20 protein-coding genes and 1 tRNA gene are annotated in these 24,461 nt (G+C 63.3%); 9 read left to right on the forward strand and 12 right to left on the reverse strand.

Annotation, left to right across the window (positions count from 1 at the left end; translation table 11 throughout):
- The first annotated feature begins 4 nt into the window (after positions 1-4).
- Entirely contained in the window at positions 5-994 is a 990-nt protein-coding gene (gene acuI / locus MSIL_RS03115; RefSeq protein WP_012589654.1) for an acrylyl-CoA reductase (NADPH), read from the forward strand.
- Between the two features lie 22 nt (positions 995-1,016).
- Here the strand turns inward: acuI and MSIL_RS21585 are convergent, their stop codons facing one another.
- From MSIL_RS21585 to aroA, 3 genes are all read right to left on the reverse strand, one after another.
- Positions 1,017-2,507, reverse strand: a complete 1,491-nt coding sequence (locus MSIL_RS21585; RefSeq protein ID WP_049768087.1) for an energy transducer TonB — start codon at positions 2,505-2,507, stop codon at positions 1,017-1,019.
- A 231-nt stretch (positions 2,508-2,738) separates the two neighbouring features.
- Positions 2,739-3,389 carry a (d)CMP kinase gene (gene cmk, locus MSIL_RS03125; protein WP_012589656.1) on the reverse strand — a complete coding sequence of 217 codons (651 nt, stop codon included), beginning with the start codon at positions 3,387-3,389 and terminating at the stop codon, positions 2,739-2,741.
- Positions 3,386-4,717, reverse strand: coding sequence for a 3-phosphoshikimate 1-carboxyvinyltransferase (gene aroA, locus MSIL_RS03130; RefSeq protein ID WP_012589657.1), 1,332 nt, complete (start codon positions 4,715-4,717; stop codon positions 3,386-3,388). The genes cmk and aroA overlap by 4 nt, the downstream gene beginning before the upstream one ends.
- Positions 4,718-4,928: 211 nt before the next feature.
- Here aroA and MSIL_RS03135 point away from each other — a divergent pair, with 211 nt between their 5' ends.
- From MSIL_RS03135 to MSIL_RS03145, 3 genes are all read left to right on the forward strand, one after another.
- Positions 4,929-5,285, forward strand: coding sequence for a TIGR02300 family protein (locus MSIL_RS03135; RefSeq protein ID WP_012589658.1), 357 nt, complete (start codon positions 4,929-4,931; stop codon positions 5,283-5,285).
- A 147-nt stretch (positions 5,286-5,432) separates the two neighbouring features.
- A tRNA-Ala gene (locus MSIL_RS03140) sits at positions 5,433-5,508 on the forward strand.
- 181 nt (positions 5,509-5,689) lie between these two features.
- Positions 5,690-6,418, forward strand: a complete 729-nt coding sequence (locus MSIL_RS03145; protein ID WP_012589659.1) for a YkgJ family cysteine cluster protein — start codon at positions 5,690-5,692, stop codon at positions 6,416-6,418.
- A gap of 59 nt (positions 6,419-6,477) precedes the next feature.
- Here MSIL_RS03145 and MSIL_RS03150 read toward each other — a convergent pair whose 3' ends face one another.
- The 3 genes from MSIL_RS03150 to MSIL_RS03160 all read right to left on the reverse strand — a co-directional run bounded on the left by MSIL_RS03150 (position 6,478) and on the right by MSIL_RS03160 (position 8,988).
- The gene (locus tag MSIL_RS03150) at positions 6,478-7,383 is read right to left on the reverse strand and encodes an ROK family protein (protein ID WP_012589660.1); all 906 of its coding nucleotides are present in this window, start codon (positions 7,381-7,383) and stop codon (positions 6,478-6,480) included.
- 104 nt (positions 7,384-7,487) lie between these two features.
- Positions 7,488-8,030 (reverse strand): Dps family protein, encoded by a 543-nt coding sequence (locus MSIL_RS03155; RefSeq protein WP_012589661.1) that lies wholly within the window; start codon positions 8,028-8,030, stop codon positions 7,488-7,490.
- 94 nt (positions 8,031-8,124) lie between these two features.
- Positions 8,125-8,988 (reverse strand): tellurite resistance TerB family protein, encoded by an 864-nt coding sequence (locus MSIL_RS03160; RefSeq protein ID WP_012589662.1) that lies wholly within the window; start codon positions 8,986-8,988, stop codon positions 8,125-8,127.
- Positions 8,989-9,432: 444 nt separating this feature from the next.
- On the opposite strand from MSIL_RS03160, the gene MSIL_RS03165 reads away from it, so the two are divergent.
- Entirely contained in the window at positions 9,433-10,230 is a 798-nt protein-coding gene (locus MSIL_RS03165) for a DUF2189 domain-containing protein (protein WP_012589663.1), read from the forward strand.
- 183 nt (positions 10,231-10,413) lie between these two features.
- A complete protein-coding gene (locus tag MSIL_RS03170; protein ID WP_012589664.1) occupies positions 10,414-11,277 on the forward strand; it encodes an SHOCT domain-containing protein in 864 nt (287 codons plus the stop codon).
- Positions 11,278-11,340: 63 nt separating this feature from the next.
- On the opposite strand, the gene MSIL_RS03175 is transcribed toward MSIL_RS03170, so the two are convergent.
- Positions 11,341-12,558, reverse strand: coding sequence for a polyhydroxyalkanoate depolymerase (locus MSIL_RS03175; protein WP_041368391.1), 1,218 nt, complete (start codon positions 12,556-12,558; stop codon positions 11,341-11,343).
- A gap of 162 nt (positions 12,559-12,720) precedes the next feature.
- On the opposite strand from MSIL_RS03175, the gene MSIL_RS03180 reads away from it, so the two are divergent.
- Positions 12,721-13,374 carry a glutathione S-transferase gene (locus MSIL_RS03180; protein ID WP_012589666.1) on the forward strand — a complete coding sequence of 218 codons (654 nt, stop codon included), beginning with the start codon at positions 12,721-12,723 and terminating at the stop codon, positions 13,372-13,374.
- A gap of 536 nt (positions 13,375-13,910) precedes the next feature.
- On the forward strand, positions 13,911-14,366 hold the full coding sequence (locus MSIL_RS03185) for a cupin domain-containing protein (protein WP_012589667.1): 456 nt from the start codon (positions 13,911-13,913) through the stop codon (positions 14,364-14,366).
- A 27-nt stretch (positions 14,367-14,393) separates the two neighbouring features.
- Here the strand turns inward: MSIL_RS03185 and astB are convergent, their stop codons facing one another.
- From astB to MSIL_RS03210, 5 genes are all read right to left on the reverse strand, one after another.
- Entirely contained in the window at positions 14,394-15,737 is a 1,344-nt protein-coding gene (astB, locus tag MSIL_RS03190; RefSeq protein WP_012589668.1) for an N-succinylarginine dihydrolase, read from the reverse strand.
- A gap of 39 nt (positions 15,738-15,776) precedes the next feature.
- Complete coding sequence (locus MSIL_RS03195) at positions 15,777-16,466, reverse strand: GNAT family N-acetyltransferase (protein WP_012589669.1); 690 nt, start codon at positions 16,464-16,466, stop codon at positions 15,777-15,779.
- A 126-nt stretch (positions 16,467-16,592) separates the two neighbouring features.
- Positions 16,593-19,754, reverse strand: a complete 3,162-nt coding sequence (locus tag MSIL_RS03200) for an efflux RND transporter permease subunit (protein ID WP_012589670.1) — start codon at positions 19,752-19,754, stop codon at positions 16,593-16,595.
- A gap of 28 nt (positions 19,755-19,782) precedes the next feature.
- Positions 19,783-20,991 carry an efflux RND transporter periplasmic adaptor subunit gene (locus MSIL_RS03205; RefSeq protein WP_187148697.1) on the reverse strand — a complete coding sequence of 403 codons (1,209 nt, stop codon included), beginning with the start codon at positions 20,989-20,991 and terminating at the stop codon, positions 19,783-19,785.
- A gap of 62 nt (positions 20,992-21,053) precedes the next feature.
- Entirely contained in the window at positions 21,054-22,763 is a 1,710-nt protein-coding gene (locus MSIL_RS03210) for an efflux transporter outer membrane subunit (RefSeq protein ID WP_012589672.1), read from the reverse strand.
- A gap of 297 nt (positions 22,764-23,060) precedes the next feature.
- On the opposite strand from MSIL_RS03210, the gene MSIL_RS03215 reads away from it, so the two are divergent.
- A complete protein-coding gene (locus tag MSIL_RS03215) occupies positions 23,061-24,233 on the forward strand; it encodes a patatin-like phospholipase family protein (RefSeq protein ID WP_012589673.1) in 1,173 nt (390 codons plus the stop codon).
- The last annotated feature ends 228 nt before the right edge of the window (positions 24,234-24,461 follow it).

A 24,461-nucleotide genomic window follows, 5' to 3' on the forward strand; every position in this document is an offset into this window, starting at 1 on the left:
AAGGATGTTTGATGCAATCCTGATCGAAAAGGAAGGAGACCGCAGCAAGGCGAGTCTCGCGCGGCTTGACGACAGCCGGCTGCCCGAGGGCGATGTTACGGTGCGCGTCAGCCATTCGACGCTGAACTACAAGGACGGGCTGGCGATCACGGGCCGGGGTCCGATCGTGCGGTCGTTTCCGCTTGTGCCGGGCGTCGACTTCACCGGCGTCGTCGAGGACAGCCGCGATGCGCGGTTCAAAGCCGGCGACTCCGTTCTGCTCAACGGCTTCGGCGTCGGCGAATCGCATTGGGGCGGCCTTGCAGGGCGCGCCCGCGTCAGCGCCGATTGGCTGATCCGGCTCCCCGAGCGATTGAGCGCAGCGCGCGCGATGGCGCTCGGCACGGCGGGCTACACTGCGATGCTCTGCGTCATGGCGCTGGAGCGGCAGGGGGTTGCGCCCGGCGCCGGCGAAATCATCGTCACCGGCGCGGGCGGCGGCGTCGGCGGCGTCGCCATCCAGATCCTCGATCGTCTCGGCTACCGCGTCGTCGCCTCGACCGGCCGGCCGCAGGAGGCCGATTATCTGCGCGAGCTCGGCGCTGATGAGATCATCGATCGCGCCACGCTCTCGGCGCCCGGCAAACCGCTCGCCAAGGCGCGCTGGGCCGGGGCGGTCGACAGCCTCGGCAGCCATACGCTCGCCAATGTATGCGCGGCGATGAAAGAAAATGGCGTGGTCGCCGCCTGCGGCCTTGCGCAAGGCATGGATTTTCCGGCGACCGTCGCGCCTTTCATCCTGCGCGGCGTCACGCTCGTCGGCATTAATTCGGTCTACCGATCGATCGCCGACCGCGTCGAAGCCTGGGACCGGCTCGCGCGGGAAATCGACGTCACGAAGCTCGACGCGATGACGACGACCATCGGCCTCAAGGACGCCATCGCCGCCGCGGGCGATCTCATCGACGGCAAAATCCGCGGCCGCATCGTCGTTGCGATCGGAGACGAAACATGAGCGCCGCCCCGCTATGAAAGGCTCAGGGTTCGTCCCGCAGATCGAAAGTGATTTCGGCGGCGAAGGAGCGCTGCGCCCCCTCCGGCGGCTTCGGGAAAGGCGAGGCTCTCGCAACCAGCGCGAGGCTCTCGATATCGAGGTCGGAATCGCCGCTTGAGCGCATTAGCGACACATTGGCGAGCTCGCCCGATTCCTCGAGCGTAAAAGAGACCACGGCGCTGCCCCGCGCCCCGCGCTCGCGCGCCGCCGGCGGATATTGCTTGGCGCGCTCCAGCATGCCGAACACGATGACCTTGTAGCTCATCTGTTCGTCGCCGCCCTCGGTCGGCAAAGGCACGGCGACGGCGCGGAAAATGGGCGGCCCGTTGTCGAAGGGAAGCTGCATCTCCTGCCCGCTCTTCGACGCGCCAAACCCGGCGGATTGCAGCGGCGCGCCCTGGCGATTGGCGCTGGCCGCCGCTGCCTCCCGGGCTGCAGCGCTCTTGGCCACCGCCGCGGCTTTCTTTTCCGCCCGTTCGGCGCGTTTTTGCTCGGCGCTCGCCTGCTCGGCCTGCCTCGCCTGCGCCCTTGCCGCTTTCGCCTGTTCGGCCTTTTCGGCTGCAGCCTGCGCGGCAGCGGCTTTTTCCTCCGCAGCCTTGGTTGCGGCGGCCTTGGCTTCAGCAGCCTTCGTTTCGGCAGCCTTCATTTGCGCAGCCCTGGCTTCTTCGGCCTTCGCCGCCTCAGCCTTCGCCGCGTCAGCCTTGGCTGCTTCAGCCTTAGCCGCGTCAGCCTTGGCCTGAGCCGCCTTTGCCGCCTCGGCTTTGGCCGCCTCGGCTTTGGCCGATTCAGCTTTAGCCGATTCAGCTTTAGCCGCCCCGGCTTTCGCCTCGTTCGCCGCAGCGGCGTCCCGTGCGGCTTTGGCTTCAGCGGCCTCCGCCGCTTTAGCGGCTTGATCGGCCTGTTGCTTCGCCTGCGTCGCCTTGGCTTGCTCCGCAGCCTTGGCCTGCTCGGCCGCCTTGGCCGCGGCTTGCCTTGCCTGTTCTTCCGCGGCTTTGGCTTCGGCCTGCTTGCTTGCAGCCTGCCGGTTCGCGGACTGCTTCGCAGCGGCTTCTTTCGCGGGGTCGGGCTTTGGTTGTTCGATCACGACTTCGATCGGCGTTTCCTTTGACGCCTCGGGCGGTGTGTCCCAGGGGCTTGCCCAGAGAAAAGCGAGCAGCAAGCAGGCATGCGCCACAAGCGATGCGGCCAGCACGAAGATCACGCCTCTGTCAAAGAAGGAGCCGGCCGGACGATCGGCGGCGAGCCTGTCATCCGCGCTGACGGCGATTTCCGACTCCGCGTCGCTCAGGCCGCCGGCGCCAGATTCGTCGCGCGCCGCAAAATTCAGCTCGGCGCCGTCAAACTCCGTGGCCCAGAAATCCTGCGGAAAATCGCCATATTGCGTTGGATCATCTTCGAGCTTCAGGGCAGCGCCGGCCGCAAAGCCGCGCACGGCGGCTTTCGCACAGCTTCGAGGCGACGCCGAATGCATCATCCGCTCAATCTTCCCGTCCGGAGCCGCTGATGAGGGCCCGGTTATGCGGCGGCAGCGCTGGCGCCCAAGCAAGGCGCAGGGCGAGGCTGGAGAATTCCGCAATCAACTCAAATATGTAGAACAAATTTTGCAGCGCCGAAACGGCGCCGCGGACACAGTTCGCCAAAAACGGTCTCGCCGCTCGTGGCGTGGGCGCAATTAGACCCGCAATGAGGGCGGATTTTTGAAGGCTTAAAATGCCGGATGGCCGGCCCTGAGGGAATCGTGCGCGCTTTCCACGATGACAAGCGCCGCCTTGAAGGCCGCTTCGACGTCGAGCTTGGTGGTGTCGAGCACCACGGCGTCGTCGGCGGGTTTGAGCGGCGCCGCGGCCCGGCTCGAATCGCGCAGATCGCGTTTACGGATATCCTCGAGCACGGCGGCGTAATCGACCTTTTCGCCGCGTCCGCGTAATTCCAGGGCGCGGCGCGTGGCGCGCGCTTCGTCGCTTGCGGTGACGAAGATCTTGCAATCGGCGTCGGGGCAGATGACCGTGCCGATATCGCGCCCGTCCAGCAGCGCGCCGCCCGGACGGCCGGCGAAGCGGCGCTGCATGTCGACCAGCGCAGCGCGCACCTCAGGGATCGCGGCGACCACGGAGGCCGCTTCCGCCATGTCGCGGCTGCGCAGCCCCGCCTCGTCGAAATCGGTCAGCGCAAGGCTTCGCGCGGCCGAAATCGCCGCCTCTCGATCGGAAAGGTCATGGCCGTGATCGAGCAGCGCGCGCGCCGTCGCCCGATATAACAGGCCGGTGTCGAGATGCGGCAGGCCAAAATGGGCCGCAAGCCGTCGCGCCAAAGTGCCTTTCCCGGACGCCGCCGGCCCGTCGATGGCGATAATCATGAAAAACGCGCTCCGAGGCTCTCCATCTGCGCCCGAAAATCCGGAAAGCTTGTCGCGATCATGCCGACATCGTCGATGGCGACGGGCTTTTGCGCGGCGAGGCCCAAAATGAGGAAGCTCATCGCGATGCGGTGATCGAGATGAGTGGCGACAAGGCCGCCGCCCGAAACCTCCGCGCCGCCTTCGACGATCAGATCGTCGCCAATGATCTGCGGATCGACGCCGCAGGCGCGAAGGCCGGCCGCCACCGCCTCGAGCCGGTCGGATTCCTTGACCCGCAATTCGCCCAGTCCCCGCATCCGCGTCTGTCCGCGCGCAAATGAGGCTGCGACGGCGAGGATCGGATATTCATCGATCATGCTGGGCGCGCGGGCGGCCGGAACGTCGACGCCTTTGAGCGCCGCGCCCCTGACTCGAAGATCAGCGACCTCCTCGCCGCCTTCCTCGCGGCGGTCGATGATCTCGATATCGGCCCCCATTTCAAGCAGCGTCGTCAGAAGGCCGGTGCGCAGCGGGTTCATCATCATCGATTCGATGACGATGTCGGAGTTTTCGACGATCGTCGCCGCGACGAGCGCGAAAGCCGCCGATGACGGGTCGCCCGGCACCGCGACCGGCGCGGGCTTAAGCTCCGGCCTGCCCTGCAGCGTGATCTTGCGCCCGTTCTCGCCGAACGGCTCGACCTTCAGCGCCGCTCCAAAATAGCGCAGCATCTTCTCGGTATGGTCTCGGCTCGCCTCCGGTTCGATCACCGAGGTCTCGCCCGGAGAATTGAGGCCGGCGAGCAGCACCGCCGATTTGATCTGCGCAGATGCGACGGGGGATTTGTAGACGATCGGAATTGGTTCGGCCGTCCCTTTGAGGATGATCGGGCAGCGGCCGCCTTCCGCCTGCGACAGCGTTTGCGCGCCCATCATCATGAGCGGGTCAAGCACGCGCCGCATCGGCCGCGTGCGCAGCGAAGCGTCGCCGTCGAGCGTTGCGGTAATAGGATGGCCGGCGACGACGCCCATCATCAGGCGCATGCCGGTGCCGGAATTGCCGAAATCAAGCGTCTCTTCCGGCTGGAGCAGCGAGCCGATGCCGCAGCCTTCGACGCGCCATCGTCCCGGCGCCAGTCTTTCGACGCGCGCGCCGAGGGCGCCGCAGACTTTCGCCGTGTGGATGACGTCCTCGCCTTCGAGCAGACCGGTAATCTCGGTCGTCCCGACGCTGAGCAGGCCCAGAATCAGGGCGCGGTGCGAGATCGATTTGTCGCCCGGCGGCTTGATGCGGCCGGCAAGCGGCCCGCTTCGTTCCGCCGTCAGCCGGCTTGTCGCAACCTCCATAAAATCCTCTTTTGCCGCAGCCCGAAGCCGGAGACGGCGCCGCCGAGAAAGGCTGGCCGTTGCGGCGCTGGTTAGCATGGCGCCGGACGCCTTGTCATCAAAGGCCGCAGGCCAAGCTCAACTTCTATTTGACATGCGCGCCCGCGAACACTAACCGGACCGACAGTTGCGAGGGGCCTTTTGAAGTCCCTTCCCTGCAAGAGGTAAGTCCGTGGCCAAACCAGAACTCGGCAACAAGCGCCAATGCCAGAATTGCGGCACGCGCTTTTTCGATTTGAATAAAAATCCGATTGTCTGCCCGAAGTGCGGAACCGTTTTCCAGGGCGCGCCGCTCTCGCGCGCGGCGCAAAGGGCCGCCGCCGCCGATGACGATGAAGAAGCGGCCCCCGCGGAGCTTGTGTCGCTGGAGGAGGTCGACGCGGAGGCCGACGCCGACAAGCTCGTCGTCGCTGTCGACGAGGACGTCGAGATCGAGGTCGCCGACGATCCGTTCCTTGAGGAAGAGGAAGACGGCGACGACGTCGGCGATCTGATCGACGGAGACCGGGAGGACGACGAGGAGCCGTGATTTTGGAGCCGTGATCTTTCAGCTTGTGCGCCCTTAGGGATGCGGCTATACAGCGGCCCTTCCCGCCGCGCGAAAGACGCGGCGGCGCGGCGCGACGCCGCGTTCGTCATCCAGCCCAACCGGATGACGCGGAAGCTCGAAAGCGATGGGGCCATAGCTCAGTTGGGAGAGCGCTTCAATGGCATTGAAGAGGTCGTCGGTTCGATTCCGTCTGGCTCCACCAAATCCGCTTTCCGTTTGACTCACCAAATCAAATCGCGAGATCGAACCCTAACGGGACGGATCGAAGAAGGAGCATGGCGCCATCACGGCGATGCGTCCTTTGAGCACACTGCTTTGACTTAAGCGATATATAATTCTATATAGCTATGGCGGGTTGATATCCTTCCCGCTGCGGGAGTGAGATGCCGTCCCCCGATCCGTCAAACCCTGTCGCATTCTTCACAGCGCTCCGCCGCGGCTTTAGCGAGCGGCTGACGCGGCCGCGCGTCAGGGAAGTGGTCGTCGACCGGCTGCTTGAAGATTGTTTTGCGGCGCTCGATCAAAGCTGCGGCGATGTGACGGGGCTTGCCTGCCGCCGCGGCTGCGCGACCTGCTGCGCTGTCCGCGTCGTCGCGACCGCCCCGGAAATTCTGCTGATCGCTCGGGCCATCAAATCGCAGCGCAGGAAAGCCGCCGAAGATCTGGGCCGCAGGATCGCCGCGGCCGCGCGCGCGACGCGCCAGCTCGACGAGTTGGACCGAATGGCGCTCGCCGCGCCTTGCCCCTTCGTCGGCGACAATATTTGCCTCATCTACGCGATCCGGCCCCTCGCCTGCCGCAGCCATGTTTCTTTCGACGAAGCCGCGTGCCTCGATGCGCTCGCGGGCCTGCCCGTCGAAATTCCGGTCTCGGCGATCCATCTGACGGCGAGAAGCTTGATCCAGAACGCCATGCAGGCCGCGCTGCGCGACACAGGTTACGCTTGGGGCATTTACGAATTGAACCAGGGACTGCGGATCGCACTCAAGGATCACGGCGCCGAACGGGCGTGGCTCGATGGCCATGACGTGTTTCGCAGCGCGCTGATAAACGACGTCAGCGAGCAGGAAATGGCGCAAGCCTTCGACGCCATCAAAGAGCTCGGCGGTTGAGCGCAAACGCCGGTCGCGAGCCGTTTCACGCCTCAATTTTTGAGGCGATGGCTTATGGATCAGGGCGCCGCGATCGGCCAAAGCCAGGCGGCGCCGCGAACGCCGCTCGAATCGCCATGCACCGCGCGGCGCACCGCTGTGTCGATGCGATCGGAGAAGGCATAGCGCGCAATCAGCTCCGGCAGGCCGCTGTAGAGCGCGTCGATATTGGAGAGGCCGCCGCCGACCGCGATCACATCGGGATCGACAATATTGATGACGCCGGCGAGGCCCCGCGCCAGACGATCGCAATAGAGCGCAAGCAAACGTCCCGCTTCCGTTTCGCCCGACGCGGCGGCCGCGGCAATTTCATGGGCCGTCAATGCCGCGCCGGTACGGGCAAAATAATCGCGGGCGAGGCCGGGGCCGGATAAAAAAGTCTCGATGCAGCCGAATTTGCCGCAATAGCAGGCGGGCCCGGGCCGCTCGTCGTCAAGCGCGGATGGGAGCGGATTATGGCCCCATTCGCCGGCGATTCTGTTGCGCCCCGACACAAGCTTGCCATCGACGACCAGGCCGCCGCCGACGCCGGTGCCGAGAATGACGCCGAAGACGACGCTTACCCCTGCCCCCGCGCCGTCCGAGGCCTCCGACAGCGCGAAGCAATTGGCGTCATTCTCGATTTTGACGGGCCGCCCGAGCTTTGCGGAAAGGTCGCGATCAAACGCCTTGCCATTCAGCACCGTGCTGTTGGCGTTTTTGACGAGGCCGGTCGCGGGTGAGATCGCGCCGGGCGCGGCGACGCCGACGCTGCCTTTGCGGCCTGTCGCCGCCTCGACGAAAGCCACGAGCTCCGCAATGACGTCGAGCGTCCCCGCATAATCGCCTGCTGGCGTCGGCTGGCGTTTGCGGATCAGTTCAGAGCCAGAATCGTCGAGGGCCAAGACCTCGATTTTCGTGCCGCCGAGGTCAATTCCGATGCGCATGCAGGGCCGCCGATTGGCTGGATCTTCCAGCTCGTTTTGTTTGTATCAGGCGCAAAAAGAAAGGCCGGCTCAAAGCCGGCCCTCCACATTGAATTCTTCTCGGTTCAGTGGCCGCCGCCGTCGGCGTTCCGGCTCGCCTCGAACAAGAACCACGTGCGGCGTTCCGATTCGTCGATGTAGATTTCAAGAACGCTGGTTGTCGCCGAATCCTTGTGATCGTCGGCGACTTCATGGGCGGCGCGAAGAGCTGCCGTGAAGCTCTTATTGTCCTTTACGAGTTCGTCCAGCATGTCCGCTGGCGACACAAAGGCGCTGTCATTGTCCTTGATGCGGGAGAGCTTGGCGATCTCGCCGATCGAGTGGATCGTCGTCCGGCCGAGCTTGCGCGCGCGCTCCGCCAACGGGTCGATCGCAGCGAAAATCTGGTCGCTCTGCTCGTCGAGCAGGAGATGATAATCGCGGAAATGCGGTCCGCTCATGTGCCAGTGAAAATTCTTCGTCTTGACGTAAAGGGCGAAGGCGTCGGCCGTCAGTTTGTTGAGTTCGGCGGCGATCGCGGCGGTCGCGTTGTCGCCGAGGTCGGACGGCGTATGCAGCGCGGTAATGTTGGTGTCGTCAGCGCGAAGCGCTTTGCTGGAAGGCGCCATTCGTTAAAGTCTCCAAATCGATCCGGGAGGGCCAGAATTCATTTTTGCGAGAACGCCGCCGGGCGTTCAACCGTTCCCGGCGGCGCCGCTGGCGTCAGCCGTGCGTTGCAAGAGACGCTGCGGTCGCGTCGATGTGAGCCACCAGCGCAGGGTCGAGCGCGAGAGCGGAGGCGAGCGACTTCAGGAACGCCAGCTCCTGCGGGGTGCGCGCGACGATATGAGCAGCGGCGTAAACCTGCAGCGCCAGCTCCTTCGACGAGCCGACCGCGGCGGCGATGTCCGTTGCGCTCGCTGGATTTGCGATTTCATGATCGAGAAACTCGGCCGCCGCCTCATCGACGCCCGCGCTCTTGATCTGGCCGATGATCTGCGTGCGCTGGGCCTGGTCGACATTGCCGTCGGCCGCCGCGGTCGCAACCAGCGTGCGCACCAGCAGCAATGCGGTGTCATTGGTATGGGCGTCGGCTGAGAAGGGAGTCTCCTGCGGCGGCGCGGTCAATTGCTCAAGACCGGGCACGCCCTGCGTCAGCGGCTTTCCCTCTTGATAGTTGCGCAGCGCCTTATAGGCGAGGCCGCCAATCGCTGCGAGGCCGCCAATCGTTGCGAGTCCTCCTGTCGTCTTGCGGCCGCCCGGAGTGCCGATCAAAAGCGCGGCGAGGCCGCCAAGGGTCGCCAGCGTGCCGACCGGGTTCTGCTCGACGAGATCCTTTGCCTTGCCGATATAGTCGGCCGCTTGCGTGCCCTTGAACTGCTCCTGAGCCTGTCCCAGCACATTTGAGAGCGTCGCCGCGGTCTGATTGGCGGCGTTTGTGGTGGCGTCCTTTGCGGCTGCGGCGGCGTCGCCGACGGCAGCCTTGCCGCGTTCAATCGTGTCATTGACGCTTGCCGCGGCGGCGTCCCCGCCAGCTCCGAGCCTGCCGCCCGCGATCAGGTCCAAAAGCTGCTTTGCGTCGAACATGCGTTTTTCTCCCTCTTGCGGCGCGATCTGGAACCGAACATTCGTTCTGCTTCGCCGCTTCAAAAATGCCTGAAAATAACCGGCGAATTCTATCGATCTATTGTGACAAACCGATCGGCGCGAGCCGGGGCTTTTCGATCGAGCGACGGCCTCGGCCCTGCGCCCCGCGGCGAGATTAGCCCTAAGCCGCTAGCCGTCAATTCCAATTCGCGTGTTCGGGTCGCGATCGGGCCGGTTGCCAGTAAAGGTCAAGACGAGGAGAGCCAGAGCGGCAGAAATTCAGGACACATTTTTCGTGAACGGGAACAAAACCGGCGGCCAAGCATTGGCCAGCGTTGTAAGCGCGCCTCCACTTCGTTCTGGCGCGGGCCGCCCGTTGAATACTCACCATCGACAATCCCAAACGAGGCGGCCGGAGCAAATCTAATCCTGGGAGCCGCGGTCATGAGCAGTTTTCATGTCATTGCCGGGCACGGCGAAGCAAACGTCTACCCCGGCGTTCGAAAGATCGGCTTGTCCGACCTCCGGGCCGCCCTCGCAGCGGGCTTTGACGATTTTCGCGCCATGCCGTCGCATCTTCTTTTCCTTGCAGTCATCTACATCATCATCGGGGCTTTTCTCTATCCGTCGACCTCGGGCGAAAACGCGCTGCCTCTTTTGTTTCCGGTTCTTGCCGGCTATGCGCTGATCGGTCCTTTCGTGGCGATCGGGCTTTATGAAGTCAGCCGCCGGCGCGAGCAGGGGCTGCCTTATTCATGGAGCAACGCCTTCGACGTTCTGCGCTCCCCGGCCCTTCCATCAATCGTCGCTGTCGGCGCCCTGCTAATGATCATATTTCTGTTGTGGCTCGCGACGGCGCAGGCGCTCTATCAGGCGCAGTTCGGCGTCTGGGCGCCGCAGTCCTATGCGCATTTTATCAATCAGGTCCTTTCGACTCCCGCAGGACACAGGCTGATCGCGCTTGGCGTCTCGATCGGCTTCGTCTATGCCGTGGCCGCCTTCAGCATCGGCGTCATTTCGTTTCCGTTGATGCTCGATCGCGACGTCGGCGCGGCGGTCGCCGTCTACACCTCGATCAAGGCCGTTTTGGTAAATCCCGTGGTGATGGCCGTCTGGGGCTTGATCGTCGCGGCGTCGATCGTGGTTGGCGTCGCGACCTTGGGCGTCGGCCTCGCTATTCTGACGCCAATCATGGGCCACGCGACCTGGCATCTTTATCGCCGCGTCATCCTCCCCGATTAAGATCGATCCGGCCCGCCCAATTTAACGGCAAAAACCGCGCGCGGGAGACGATGGTCTGGCGCGCGGAGCGTTTTTTGTGCGCCAGAATCCGATTTCTTCGCAACGCGGTATGGTAAGATGCCTTTTACCCGCCGGACCGGCCGCAGCGCCGCCGCGCCCTTCAAGTCAAACTGGAGACGCAACATGCAGGGGCTGACCCCCGAGGGCCAAAGGCTCGTTGACGAGATCGCCGTCAGGCATGGTTTCAGTAGCGACGCCGCTTCGTCCTTGTTCCAGGCTCTGGCGCTCGGAAACGGCGTTCAGGCCCAATTCAATCATCCCGAATTCGGCGGCATGGGTCAGTGGTCGCAAGGCGGCATGATCATGATCGGCGACATGTTCAACCAGAATCTGAAATGGCGCGTCAGCGCGCTCTGCGACGATCTCGCCGGGCTGTCGCGCACGGATGGCGTTTTCGTCCGTCAACCGCCGGCTCCAAGCTCCTGGCAGGGGCAGAGCTACAATGTGTCGGGAGCGAGCGTCAGCCTGTACGCCCAGGGCTTTGGCGGCGGCTGGTGGCCGGCCGACCTCGGCCAGCCCTCGTCTTCGGGCAGCCAGAATGACCTGCAATATGCGTTTTTCCCGGGCGCGCGGCGCCTTGCGATCCGCAAGGGCGAGCGCATCACCGTCTATGATTCCGGCGATCACAATATTTCGGGCGTGTCGCAACAGCAGGGCGGCGACCAGACGCTGACGTTCAGCAGCCAATATGGCGCCGTGAGGCTCGGCGACCTCAAGATCGTGGGGCAGCCGGACGCCGCGCCGCCGGTCCCCCCTCAATCGACCTCGCCCAGGCAGGAGGCGCGGGCGCCAGACGCGCAAATCCTGACGCCGGTCGATCCGCAGATGAATTTCGCCGCGCCACGGGCGGCGGAGATGCCGGCGCCGCAGGCAAGCGAAAGCGACGTGTTCGTCACCCTCGAAAAGCTGGCCGCCCTTCGCGAGAAAAAGATCATAAGCGACGATGAATTCGCGGCGAAGAAATCAGAGCTGCTGGCCCGGCTCTAGAAAGCCCAAAGGGAGCGACGGCAGCCCCAAAGCTGTCGTCGGCCCCGGTTTCTCCCGTTTAGCTCAGGCGGTCATTTCGATCACGTCGCGAAGTTTCGGATAGATCTCATTGTTCCAGCGCCGGCCGCTAAAAGTGCCGTAGTGGCCGACGCCGGTCTGGACATGGTGCGATTTCTTATACTGCCTGAGGCCGGAGCAGAGATCTTGCGCCGCCAGCGTCTGGCCGAGCCCGCAAATATCGTCGCGCTCGCCCTCTATGGTGAGCAGCGCCGTCTTGCGGATCGCCTTCGGCTTGATCGTCCGTCCATGCACCTCCAGCTTGCCGAGCGGAAGCAAATGATCCTGAAAGACGGTCTTGACGGTTGGAATATAAAATTCCGCCGGCAGATCCATGATGGCGAAATATTCGGCGTAAAAATCCTTGATGAATTTGAACTTCGGCATGTCGTTTTCGGTATAGGCTTTCGCCATATCCTTGAATGACTGCATATGGCGTTCGGGATTCATGCTCACGAAAGCGGTGAGCTGCATGAAGCCCGGATAGACCTTCCGCCCCGCGCCGCCGAATTTTTTCGGCACGTTAGCGAGGAGATTGCGCTCGAACCATTCGATCGGCTTCGTCTTCGCGAGCTCATTGACCTTGGTCGGGTTGATCCGGGTGTCGATTGGCCCGGCCATCAGCGTCATGCTCGCCGGCTGCGCGGGGTCATCCTGCTCAGCCATGATCGAGGCTGCGGCGAGCACGGCGACGCAAGGCTGGCAGACGGCGACGACATGCGACCTCGGCCCCATCACGCGTAGAAAATCGATCACGTGATCGACGTAAGTGTCGAAGCTGAACTCGCCCTCGGCGATCGGGATATCCCTTATATTGCGCCAGTCGGTGATGTAGACGTCGTGATGCTGCAGCATCGTCTTCACCGTGGCCTTGAGCAGGGTCGCAAAATGGCCGGACATCGGCGCGACGATCAGCACGCGCTGCTGCTGCGCGCTCGTCTCCTTCTTGAATCGCAGAAGCGTCGCGAAAGGCGTCGAAGCGACGACTTCCTCGGTCACCGGGACAATCTCGTTGCCGTCCGCGACTTCCGTAATATCGAAAGGCAGACGCTCATGCGTGATGGCGAGATTTGCGAAGGTTTCGAGCATTCCCGCGAATTTACGCGTGGACAACATCTCGCCAAACATGGGCCAGGGTTGCCGCAGGGCCGCCACCGTCGCCGAAGCGAGAGGACGGCAAAAATCGAGCACATTGGCCTGTGCGCCATAGGCTTCATACATCATTGATCCGCACCCGATCTCAAGAAAATTCATTAGGGAAAGTCAGTCTTTGCAGGGGCCCGGCACGCTATATGCTCCGCTCACGCCGCCATGGCCAATGGCTTTTGCCCGGCCCGGCGGGGAAACCGAGGCGTAGCTTCGATCCAGGGTTTGAAGAGGTGTGCATTGAGCGAGGCCATTCTGACCATCAGCAGCAAGAACTATTCCTCATGGTCCTTGCGGGGCTGGCTGATGACGAAATTTTCCGGTCTGCCCTTTGAGGAAAAGGCCGTCTCGATCGACGATCCGGCGATGCGGGCGGAGCTGTTGCTGCTGTCGTCGTCCTTCCTGATCCCAAATCTGGAGCATAATGGCCTGAAGATCTGGGATACGCTGGCGATCGGCGAATATCTGAATGAAATCAGGCCGGACGCCCATCTCTTGCCATCCGACCTCGAAAGGCGTTCGCGCTGCCGCTCGATCAGCGGCGAGATGCATTCGGGCTTCGGACCGATGCGCTCCGCGTTGCCGATGAACCTCAAGGGCGATTTTCCGAACTTCAAGGTCTGGGCGCGCGCGCAGGCCGACATCGATCGGATCACCGCGATTTGGCGGGAGCACCTCGGTCTCTACGGCGGCCCGTTCCTGCTTGGCGAGCGCTCGCTTGCCGACGCCATGTATGCGCCCGTCGTGACGCGGCTGCGCACCTATCACGTCCCGGTCGACGCAAAATGCAGCGCCTACTGCGACGCCATCATGGCGATGCCGGAAATGACGGAATGGACCGAGGCGGCGAAAGCCGAGCCCGAGGACATGGAAGAGCTCGAGGTCGAATTCTAGTCGGCGTCAGAAGCCCTCATCGTGAGCGGACGGAAGGCCCGAGGCTCCGTTGCGAGCGCTGCAAGTGGCCGAACGGAAACCGGCGCCGTCTCGTCCTCCGGCGGCCGGAGGACACGGGCGTCGACACCTACCTTGCCCATTCGTCGACGAAGGGTCGGATTGCACTAATTCTAAACTTTAAGATCATGAATTGTGCACTTTATGCGTGAAGGGCCAGTCGTTCTTTTCTGAACAACTCGGCCGCCGCTAGAATTGGATCGTCTTCCGGAGGATAAATTTCGCGATTTTGTCCCTTCCGCGCCGCAAAATCCGAAATTCTGTTGCAGGCGCTCCCGCCGCATCGCAGCGTGGGCGAGAATGGCCGGAATGCCGTCGGGCGCAGCCTAATTGTCACGTTTTTCGCTTGTCGAAAGGGTCTGGAGGCAACCGTCCGATCGGGCGGCTCGTATTGCGCTGCAAAAAACTTCCGGCGCGGAACAGCACAGACCTTTGCCCGCCGCCGCGACAGACCCGTTCGTGTTTAAGGAGATGAAATTATGAGCGTCGTCGATCTCAAGAAGCCTTCCGCGGATCAGGCCGAGACGAAATTCTCGATCGTGAAGGCAGACGAAAATGAGTTTCATGGCGAAGGCCTGCGCGGCTTCTTCGAATATCGCGATCTCGGCATCGCCGACGCCACCAATGGCAAGGTGATCGCCCACCTCGTGCGCGCGAAAAAGCCGCCGACGGACGGCACCGGTTGGCATCGCCATATCGCCGATTTTCAGATCGTTCTGATGACCAAAGGCTGGGCGCGCTTCATGTATGAAGACAAGGAAACCCTGGTCAAGGCCGGCGACTGCATCCATCAGCGCCCGGGAATAACCCATTATCTCTTCGACTACTCGCCGGACATGGAATATCTCGAGATCGTCGGGCCGGCCGATTTCGGCACGGTCGACGCTCCCGCCCCGGCCGGCGCCGTGGTGCCTCCGATCACGCCCTGGAAATAGGCGAGGCGTGATGCGCCGGGCCAGCCGCTAGGCGCGTTGAAACGGATAGATCGAGCCAAGTCCGAGCAGGCCCGACAATTCGTCGAGCGCCCGGCGGCCTTCCTCGAGCAGAGCGGGATCGCCGAGATCAGCGCCCGTCAGCCGGTCGCGGTAGTGGCGGCTGACCCAGTCTTCAAGCCGCGCCAGCAGTATCTCGTCGAGCAGCACTTTGCCTTGCATGGCGTCGCGCTCGGCGCCCGTCAGCACGATTCGAAGCCGCAGGCAGGCCGGGCCGCCGCCATTCCACATGCTCTGCCGCAGATCGACGAAGATCAGCTCGTCGATCGGCGTCGTCCCGCTCGCGACCAATCCCTGCGCGAAGGCGAGGGCCGCGGGCGATGACTTTACGTCTTCCGGCAGGGTCAGCGTCATCGATCCGGGCTTTCCCGGCCGGGACACCAGCTGGCTGTTGAACAGATAGCTGCGCACCGCCTCGGTCAGCGGAACCTCCGCCTCGCGCGCCACGATCAGCGACGCGTTGAACGAACAGGCCGCTGGGATCGCCTCGAAAGAAGCCTCGCCGTCTTCGAAGGCGTGTTCGTGCGCGAACAACACAGGACCATTGGCCACCGCGACAACGTCATTATGAAACGCGCCGGCGTCGACCGCCTGCCGCGCCTGCTGCAGAAACAGCGCCTTGCCTTCGCCGAGCCCATGGAGCCGGGCGACCGCCTGCGAGGCCTCAAGGGCCTGCCTCGGCTCGAATCCTCTATCGGGAGCGCCTTCGTCGAAGGCCGAGCGGCCGTAGACAAAAATCTCGACGCCGGGCGCGCCATGGTTCGGCGCGAGCCTCATATGGTTCGCTGCGCCCTCATCCCCGAATTTGCCGGATTGGGGCAGGAAATCATGGACGACGAAATGATCCGGATCGGCGAAGATCGCGCGCAACAGGCGCGTCGAAAACGCCGCCTCGATTGACCGATGCAGCTTCGCCGCGAGATTGGCCGGCGTGATGTGGACGCGCCCATCCTCTGTGTCGGCGCTCGGCGAGACCGTCGCCGCATTGGCCGTCCACATCGCGGAAGCCGACGACAGATTGGCGAGAAGCGTCGGATCGGCCTTAAACGCGGCTTCGACGATCGCGCCGTCCGTCCCGGAAAAACCAAGACGCCGCAACGCCCCGACATGCGGGCGCTCATGCGGCGGCAAAATCCCCTGGGGGACGCCAAGCCCCATCATCAGCCGCATCTTGGCGAGCCCCTGCAGGGCCGCCGCCCGCGGATTCGATGCGCGCCCCTTGCTGGCGATCGAGGCGACATTGCCCAGCGACAGGCCGCCGAAATTATGCGTCGGGCCGACAAGCCCGTCGAAATTAATCTCCTCAGCCTCCATGGGGCGCAAATCCCGGGAGCGCAAATCCCGGCGGACGCGTCATGCCTGCGCGCCGATCCGGTCCGCAGGCTCCTGCGCCTTGACGAGCGCATCGAGCCGCGCGCGCGGCGCGCCCTCGAGAGCGTCGATGTCGATCGAGACCATCAGCCGCTCGCCATTAGCGCGAACAGTCGTGACCGTCGGAGCATCGAGCAAGACTTCGATCTCGCGAAGCTGGCGTCCGCGTGGAATATAGAAAAAATCGCAGCAGCAGAGGCGATCCGAAGTTTCGCCCGGCCGAGCAGCGCAATAGCCGCAAAGCTCCATGAGAACCCGCGAATCCTCCGTCAGGGGCTCGAAACCGGCTTTCAGCACGGACGCGCGAGAGCCAAGATTTTGCGGCGTGATCGCCGTCAAAATCCGCGCGTCCTGATGAATCAGCGCCGTCGCGGCGGCGATGCGGGCGCGCACGAAAAGCTTCTGCAGACCGAAGCCGCGAAAATCGGCAGCGACGTAGCAGCTTCCCATTTCGATCAGCACCGGCGGAGAATCGCTGAGGACAAAGGCGCCGGCGACGCCGATGAGCCGGTCCTCGCTGCGAGCGAGGCAGAAAATCCCGGCCTCGATGGCGCGGCGGTAGTCGGAATCGGGCCGAGGCAGGAGCTTCTCGTCGCCGGAGGCGCGCAGAAAAGCGAGGATCTCCGCAGCATCCTTCGTGTGCGCCGTCGTGATCGTCGCCGTCAAACCCATGGAACTCCTTCGCTCGACGTAGAAACCCCCGCTTCCCGAATCGATCTCAATGATGACTCTATTTTGTAGCGCCAGAAGGATTTTCCAAGCGGATCGCCCCGCAATTTTGCCTGTGAGGCTTAAGCGTCACGTCGCGGGCGCGGCCGCCGGCGTCTTGGCTTTGCGTTGCTTCCTGCGCTCCTCAAAACCTTGCAGAAGCGTAAAGAACGAAGGCACGAACAGCACGGCGAGGCAGGTCGAGGCGATCATGCCGCTGAACACGCTGATGCCGAGCGAACGGCGGGCGTTGGCCCCCGCCCCTGTCGCGATGACCAGTGGCACGACGCCGAGGATGAAGGCGAAAGAGGTCATCAGGATGGGGCGAAACCGCACGCGCGCAGCCTCCACGGCGGCGTCGATCACCGATTTGCCGTTCTTGACATGCTCCTCGCGCGCGACCTCGACGATCAGAATGCCGTTCTTGGCCGACAGCGCAATCAACAGCATGAGGCCGATTTGCGTGTAAAGATTATTGGCGACGCCGAGACTGGTCAGCGCGATGACCGGGCCGAGCAGCGCAAGCGGCACGGCGGAGAGCACGGACAAAGGCAGGATCCAGCTTTCATACTGTCCCGCCAGCACAAGATAGACGAGCAGAATCGACAGGCCGAAGACGAACACGAGCTGATTGCCGACGAGCTTTTCCTGATAGGACATGCCGGACCATTCGAAGCCGGCGTCCTTCGGCAGGGTTGATGTGGCGATCTTCTCCATCGTCGCCATCGACTGCCCCGAGCTGAAGCCGCGCGCGGGGCTGCCCACGACCGTGGCCGCCGGGAACAGATTGTAGAGCGTGAGCAGCGGCGGGGCGACCTCATGGCCGAGATAGGCGACCGAGCTGATCGGCACCATCTGCAGATCCTTGTTGCGGACATAGAAATTGAGGATGTCCTCCGGCGTCAGGCGGAATTGTGAATCCGCCTGCGCATAGACCTGATAGGTCAGGCCGAATTTGTTGAACTGGTTGATGAAGCTCGAACCCAGAAAGGTGCTGAGCGTCGAGAACACGTCGCCCACAGAAACCTTCAGCGTTTGCGCCCGATCGCGATCGACGGTGACGCCCACATGCGGCGCGCTCGGGTGGAAGGTGGTCAGAACCCGCTGCAGCGAGGGATCGGCCGTCGCCGCCTTGACGATCTGCTGCGTCACCTCGTCGAGCTGCACGTAATTCTGGCTGCCGCCGCGCAATTCGACCATCATCTGGAAGCCGCCCGCCTGACCGATGCCCGGAATCGGCGGCGGCACCAGCACGAAGCCGCGCCCGTCCGGCAGATCATTGAGCTTGGCCTGCATATGCTCAAGGATCGAGATGAGGTCCTGCCCTTTTTGCTTTTCGCGGTCGGCGTAGGATTTGAAGATCACATATTCGACGCCGGCGTTGGCGAGCGTCGCATTGTTGTCGAGCACGGACTGCCCGGAAATAGCAATGACGTCTTCGACGCCCGGAGTAGCCTTTGCGATCTCCGTTGCAAGGCCGAGCGCCGCCGTGGTTCGGCCGAGCGCCGCGCCGTCCGGCAGTTGCACGGCGATCATCGCATAGCCCTGATCGTCATTTGGGATGAAGGCGGTTGGCAGTCTTGCAATGCCCCAGATGCCGAGCCCGGCCAGCGCAAGGGAGATGAGAACCATGAGGCCGGCGTGGCGCACCATGCGGCCGATCAGCGCCGCATAGCCGTTCTCCATCTTCTGGTAGACGAAATTGAAGCCGCGATAGAAGGCGTTGCGCTGGTCGGGCGGGGTCGGCTCGCGCAGCCACATGGCGCATTGGGTCGGCTTCAGGGTCGCCGCGTTGATGGCGCTGATCAGCGCCGTCGCCGCGATGACCAGAGCAAATTGCGCGAACATCTGGCCGGTGAGGCCCGGCATGAAGGCCGCCGGAATGAACACAGACATCAGCACGAGAGTGATGCCGAGGATCGGTCCGATCAATTCATTCATCGCGGTGATGGCGGCGTCATGCCCCGACATGCCGCGCTCGATATATTTCGAGACGCCTTCGACAATGACGATGGCGTCGTCGACGACGATGCCGATCGCAAGCACGATGCCGAACAAGGTCGAGAGATTGACGGTAAATCCCAGCGCCGCCATCGCCGCGAAGGCGCCGATGATGGTGACGGGAACCGTCGTCGCCGGCACGAGCGTCGCGCGGAAATTCTGCAAGAAGACGAGGATCACGATGAGAACGAGAATGCCCGCCTGATAGAGCGTCTTGTAGACTTCGGTGATCGAATCCTCGACGAAGATCGTCGTATCGAACGGGATGGTGAATCGAAGGCCCTCCGGGAAATGGGCGGAGAGCTTGTCCATTTTCGCCTTGACCGCTTTGGCGACGGCGATCGAATTGGCCTCTGGCGTCTGAAAAATCGCGATGCCGGCGCCCGGCTTGGCGTTCAGCTTGAAATCCTGCGAATAGGTTTGCGCGCCAAGATCGACGCGGGCGACGTCCTTCACCCGGACAAGCTGGCCGCCCTGCGCGGTCATATCCTTGATGATGATCTCGCCGAATTGCGCCGGATCGTTGAGACGCGACTGAATGTCGATCGTATATTGAAAGTCCTGATCCTTCGGCGCGGGCGGCATGCCGACCTGCCCCGCCGCCACCTCCTGGCTTTGCTCGCGCACGGCAAGGATCACGTCCTTTGGCTGCAGACCGTAGGAATAGAGCTTTTGCGGATCGAGCCAGATCCGCATCGCATAATTGCTCGCGCCGAACACCGTGACATTGCCGACGCCTGGCAGACGCGCGAGCTCATTGACGAGATTGATCGTCGCATAATTGCTCATGAACAGGCTGTCGTAGCGCCCGTCCGGCGAATCCAGCGTGACGATCTGCAAAATGCTGGTGTTCTTTTTCTGGATCGTGACGCCCTGCGACTGCACCGCTTGCGGCAGCTGCGCCATGGCGCTGTTGACCCGGTTCTGCACGAGCACCTGGTCGATGTTCGGATCCGTGCCGATATCAAACGTTATGGTGAGGACATAGGTGCCGTCGGCGGCGCTGGTCGATTGCATGTAGAGCATGCGGTCGACGCCATTGACCTGCAATTCGATCGGCAGCGCCACCGTATCGACGACGGTCTGCGGGCTCGCGCCAGGATAGCGCGTCGTCACCTGCACGGTTGGCGGCACGACGTTCGGATATTCCGAAACCGGGAGCGTATAAAGCGCCACCGAGCCGATGAGCACGATGATAATCGCCAGCACATTGGCGAGGACCGGATGCTCGATAAAAAACTTCGATATCATGGCGCAAAGCCTTGCTGGACCTGAGGTCCTACTGGGCGTCGATGCTGGTCAGCTTCGGGACGACCTTGAGGCCGGGGGACACGCGCCAGAGATCGCCGACGACAACGCGGTCGTCGGCGGAAATCCCGGAGCTGATCACCCTGAGATTTCCGACCTGCTCCGCCGGTTTGACGTAGCGCTGTTCGACGACATTGTCCTTGTTGACGACCATCAGATAAAGGCCGCCCTGATCCTCGCCGATGGCGCGCGCCGGCACGAGGAGCGCCCCTTGCGCCACATGGCCTTTTGGCAGACGCATGCGCACGAAAAGGCCGGGCAGTAAATTGCGATCGGGATTTTTAAAAATGCCGCGCACCTGCAGCGTGCCAGTCGACGGATCAAACTGCGGCGATACGAATTCCAGATAGCCGCTGTAGGGAAAGCCTTTGCCATTCTCGAGGCCGACATCGACGGGGACCTTCAAGATGTCGGCGGGCGACAGGCGCTTCTCGTTGAGATTGGCGCGAATGTCGAGCACCTGAGCCTCGCTCAAGGTCGCCGTCACATAGATCGGATCGAGCTGGTTGATCTCGGCGAGCGCGGTCTGCTGCCCTGCCCCGCCGACCACATTGCCCGGATCGACCAGATGCTTACCCATCAGGCCATCGAACGGCGCCCGGATTTCGGTATAGGCCAAATTCAGCTTGGCGACCTCGATCTGTCCCTGCGCGCCGAGAATTCCCGCCTCGGCGGCGGCGCGCTGATAGACCCATTTGTCGACTTCGGTCGCCGTCGCCGCGTTCTTTTTGTAAAGCGCGGTGTAGCGCACGACCTCGGTCTTGGCGTAGACGAGCGCCGCCTGTTGCGCCTGCAATTGCGCTTCGGCTTGCTGCAACTGAGCCTTGTATTGGGCCTGCTGTATGGTGAACAGAAGATCGTCCTTCTTCACGAGGGCGCCGTCTTCAAAGTGGATCTTTTCAAGATAGCCTTCGACGCGGGCGATCAGCTTGACCACATTGGCGGAAGCGACGGTGCCCGTGACCTCGACATAATCCGTGACGGTTTGCGATTTCGGCCGCACCACAGGGATTTCCGGCGGAGCCGCCGCGAAAACCGCGCCCGGATTCGGCGCTTTGGCTTTTTCTGCGGCGTCGGTCCCGATCCCGGCGCGGGCCTCGAGCGGCAAGAGAGCGGCGGCGAGCAGGGCCAGCGCCAGTCCACGCCAAGGGGCGCCCCGCCATTGAGCGCCGACCGCCACCCCTGCGCGCCTTGTTTCCATGGACCTCGGCTTCATGGCAAAACGCCCTTTACGAAAAAAACTCAAAATTCCGGCGCCCGCACGGTTGGTCCGGCATCTTCCGGGCCCGGCAGCCCGGGCGTCGGCGCAGCCAGCGCGGGCGGCGGCGGTTTGGGAGCTCCCGCCGGCGGCAGCACATCGCCCCAATCCGTGCGCGCGCGCATCTCGGCGTTTGTGGCCGGCGGCACGAAATCATTGCCCTCGCGGATCTGCCAGCCGCCGCCCAGCGCCGCGTACACGGCGGTCACGGCGAGCGGAATGTCGCCCTCGGCGATGGCGAGATCGTTCTGCGCCTGGAGCAGATTCTGCTCCGAGGTCAAGACGGAGGTGAAATCGCGCGTGCCCTGTTGATATTCGAGCAGCGAAATGCCGAGCGCGCCATTGGCCGCCGCGACGCTGCGCCGGAGCGCCGCCGTCGCCAGCCGCGATTGCAGATAGCCGGAAATCCCGTTCTCGACGTCCTGCTGCGCCTTCAGCACCGTATTTTGATAGTCGACGAGATATTGCTGCAAGGTGGCGTCCTGGAGACGCACATTGTTGGTGATCTGGCCGTAATTCAGGATGTTCCACTGGAACGACGGGCCGAAGGAATAGGCGAGCCCCGCCGGCGTAAAGATCGAGCTCAGCTTGGCGCCGTTGATGGTGCTTGCCGAGCCGCCGATCCGCCCCGTCAGAGTCAAGGCCGGATAGAGCTCCGCCTGCGCGACGCCGATCTGAGCGCTTTGCGCCGCCGCCTGCAATTCGGCCGCGCGCACGTCGGGGCGCCGCCGCAACAGATCGGCCGGAATGCCGACAAAAATCTTCGGCGGAGCGACCGGGATTTTGCCGGTCGATCCGCGCAGCAGGGATTCGATCGGTTCCGGCGTCAGGCCAAGCAGCACGCGCAGGGCGTTGAGGCCCTGCTGCAACTGCTGCGTCAGCTGCGGGACCGAGGCTTCCGTCTGGCCCAGCACATTTTCGGCCTGATAGACGTCGAGCTTGGTCGAAGCGCCGCCGGCGAAGCGGTCGCGCGCGACCTGCACCGCCTCCTTCTGCCGAACGATATTGGCTCTGGCGATGGCGATGCGCTTCTCCAGGGTGCGCACGCCGATGTAGGTCCTGGCGACGTCGCCAAGCAGGGTGACGAGCACTTCGTCATAGCTGGCGATCGAGGCAAGATACGCGGCGTCTGCCGATTCGACTCCCCGCCGGAATTTGCCCCAGAAGTCGAGCTCCCAGGCGGCTCTGACGCCGAGCTGCGACTGCCAGAAATTGTTCAGCTGCAACTGCGGGTTGGCGGCGGCGTCGGCGTGGCTCGGCCGATTATAGGTCGTCAGCCCGAGGCCTTGCTGCTGTTGCGGATAGAGTTCGCCAATGGCGACGCCAAGCTGCGCTCTGGCCTGCAGCACGCGCGTCCCGGCGCTGAGAAGCGTCAGATTTTGCTGGTAGGCGATCTCGATCAGCCGATCGAGCGCCGGATCATGAAACGCCCTCCACCAGTCGCGATAGTCCTGGCGCGAACTGTCGACGGCCTTGTTGCGCGATTCGAGATATTTCGGGGCGACGGGCGCCCCAGGCGGAACGAAGTCCGGCCCGACGGCGCAACCGGCGAGGAGACCCGCCAGCGCGAGCGCGGCGATGCGCGACGCCGGCCCGGCGTCCGGCGCCCGTGGCTCGCGCCGCAGCCACAAGCGGGTCGGTAAGGCGTCGGCGATCCCCCCCGGCGAGCCAGGCAGACGATAGAAAGGCTTCACTGGTCAATGGCCCGGTTACGGCGTCTTCCACGGCAGAGCTAACATCAGTTTGGCGCCGAAGGCTGTGATAGTTTAGCCACGCCTCAACCAATTCAATTGCGCCGCCCGCTCCGTCCCGGCCTGTCTTTTCAGTGGGAGCCACGTCTTAGATCAGCATCGTTGCTGGACTTTTGGCCGGGAGACCTTGCGCGAAACTCGCCTGGCGTCCTTTGCCAACGACCATAAGGCGAATATTCTGTTACAACAGAGCCGCGCCACAGCTTATGCTGATGGCGAAGACATCGCACGAGGCCCATCATGCAGAGCCCATCGCCGTCGAAGCTTAAGTCGCATGTGGTCAAGGAGCGGCCCAAATTCGAGCGTATCGCCCTCTTGCTGCAGGGCGGGGGCGCTCTCGGCTCCTATCAGGGCGGAGTCTATGCGGCGCTGGCCGAGTCCAATCTTCATCCCGACTGGGTCGCGGGCATCTCCATCGGCGCCCTGAATTGCGCGCTGATCGCCGGCAATCCCCCGGAGCAGCGGGTGGCGCGCGTGCGTCAGTTCTGGGAGGAGATCACCGCCTCGCCGCTCGGCCTGCCCTTCCTGAAGATGGGCGAAATCAAGGGAGACTATCTGCACAGCCTCATTAACCAGACGCGCGCTATGGGCGTCCTTTTCGCGGGCGCCCCGGACTTTTTCAAGCCGCGCCTGCCGCCGCCCTACATGCGCCAGCCGGGCTCCGTGGAGGCGCTGAGTTTCTACGATATCGCGCCACTACGGGCGACGCTCGAACGCCTCGTCGACTTCGACCGCATCAACTCCGGCGAGACGCGGCTTAGCGTCGGGGCGACCAATGTCCGCACCGGCAATTTCGCCTATTTCGACACGACGACGCATTTGATCAAGCCCGAACATATTATGGCGAGCGGCGCGCTGCCGCCGGGTTTTCCGCCGGTCGAGATCGAGGGCGAATTTTATTGGGACGGCGGCATCGTCTCCAACACCCCGCTGCAATGGGTGCTCGACAGCCATCCGCGCGCCGACACGCTGGCCTTTCAGGTCGATCTGTGGAGCGCGCGGGGGCAAATTCCGCGTGATCTCGCGGAGGTCGATTTGCGCGCCAAGGAAATCCGGTTTTCGAGCCGCACGCGGCAGGGCACCGATCAATTCAGGAAGCAACAACAGCTGCGCCGCGCGGTCGGCAGCCTGTTGAAGAGCCTGCCGGGAGACCGCCGCAACGATCCGGAATGGCGGCTGCTCGAGTCCGAAGTGGACGAAAAAGTCTATAATATTATTCACCTCATCTATCGCGCCAGCGCCTATGAGGGATCCTGCAAGGATTTCGAATTCTCGCGCCTCACGATGGAGGAGCATTGGACGGCGGGATATAACGACACCGTCCGAACCCTGCGCCATCCGGAAGTTCTACAGCGCCCGGACAACGCCGAAGGATTTTCCGCGTTCGATCTGTCGGTCGACGGACGCGAATAGATTGCCCTGCCCTCCGCGGCCGGATCGCGCAAGGGATTGCAGGCGGGAGAGGCGCCCGCAAAACATGACTGCGATCATTTAAAATCAGCGCTGAGCGCGGCCTTGCTGCGGCCGCTGGAAATCGGCGCGGCAGATGTCTCGCGCCGCTTCCCATTCGATTCGGCCTGAGCGCACTTTTTCCCAGACTTCTCCGGTCGTTTCGGCCACTTGCGGAAAGCTCTCGGCTAC

Origin of the sequence: Methylocella silvestris BL2 (assembly GCF_000021745.1) — a bacterium.
GTDB lineage: Bacteria > Pseudomonadota > Alphaproteobacteria > Rhizobiales > Beijerinckiaceae > Methylocapsa > Methylocapsa silvestris.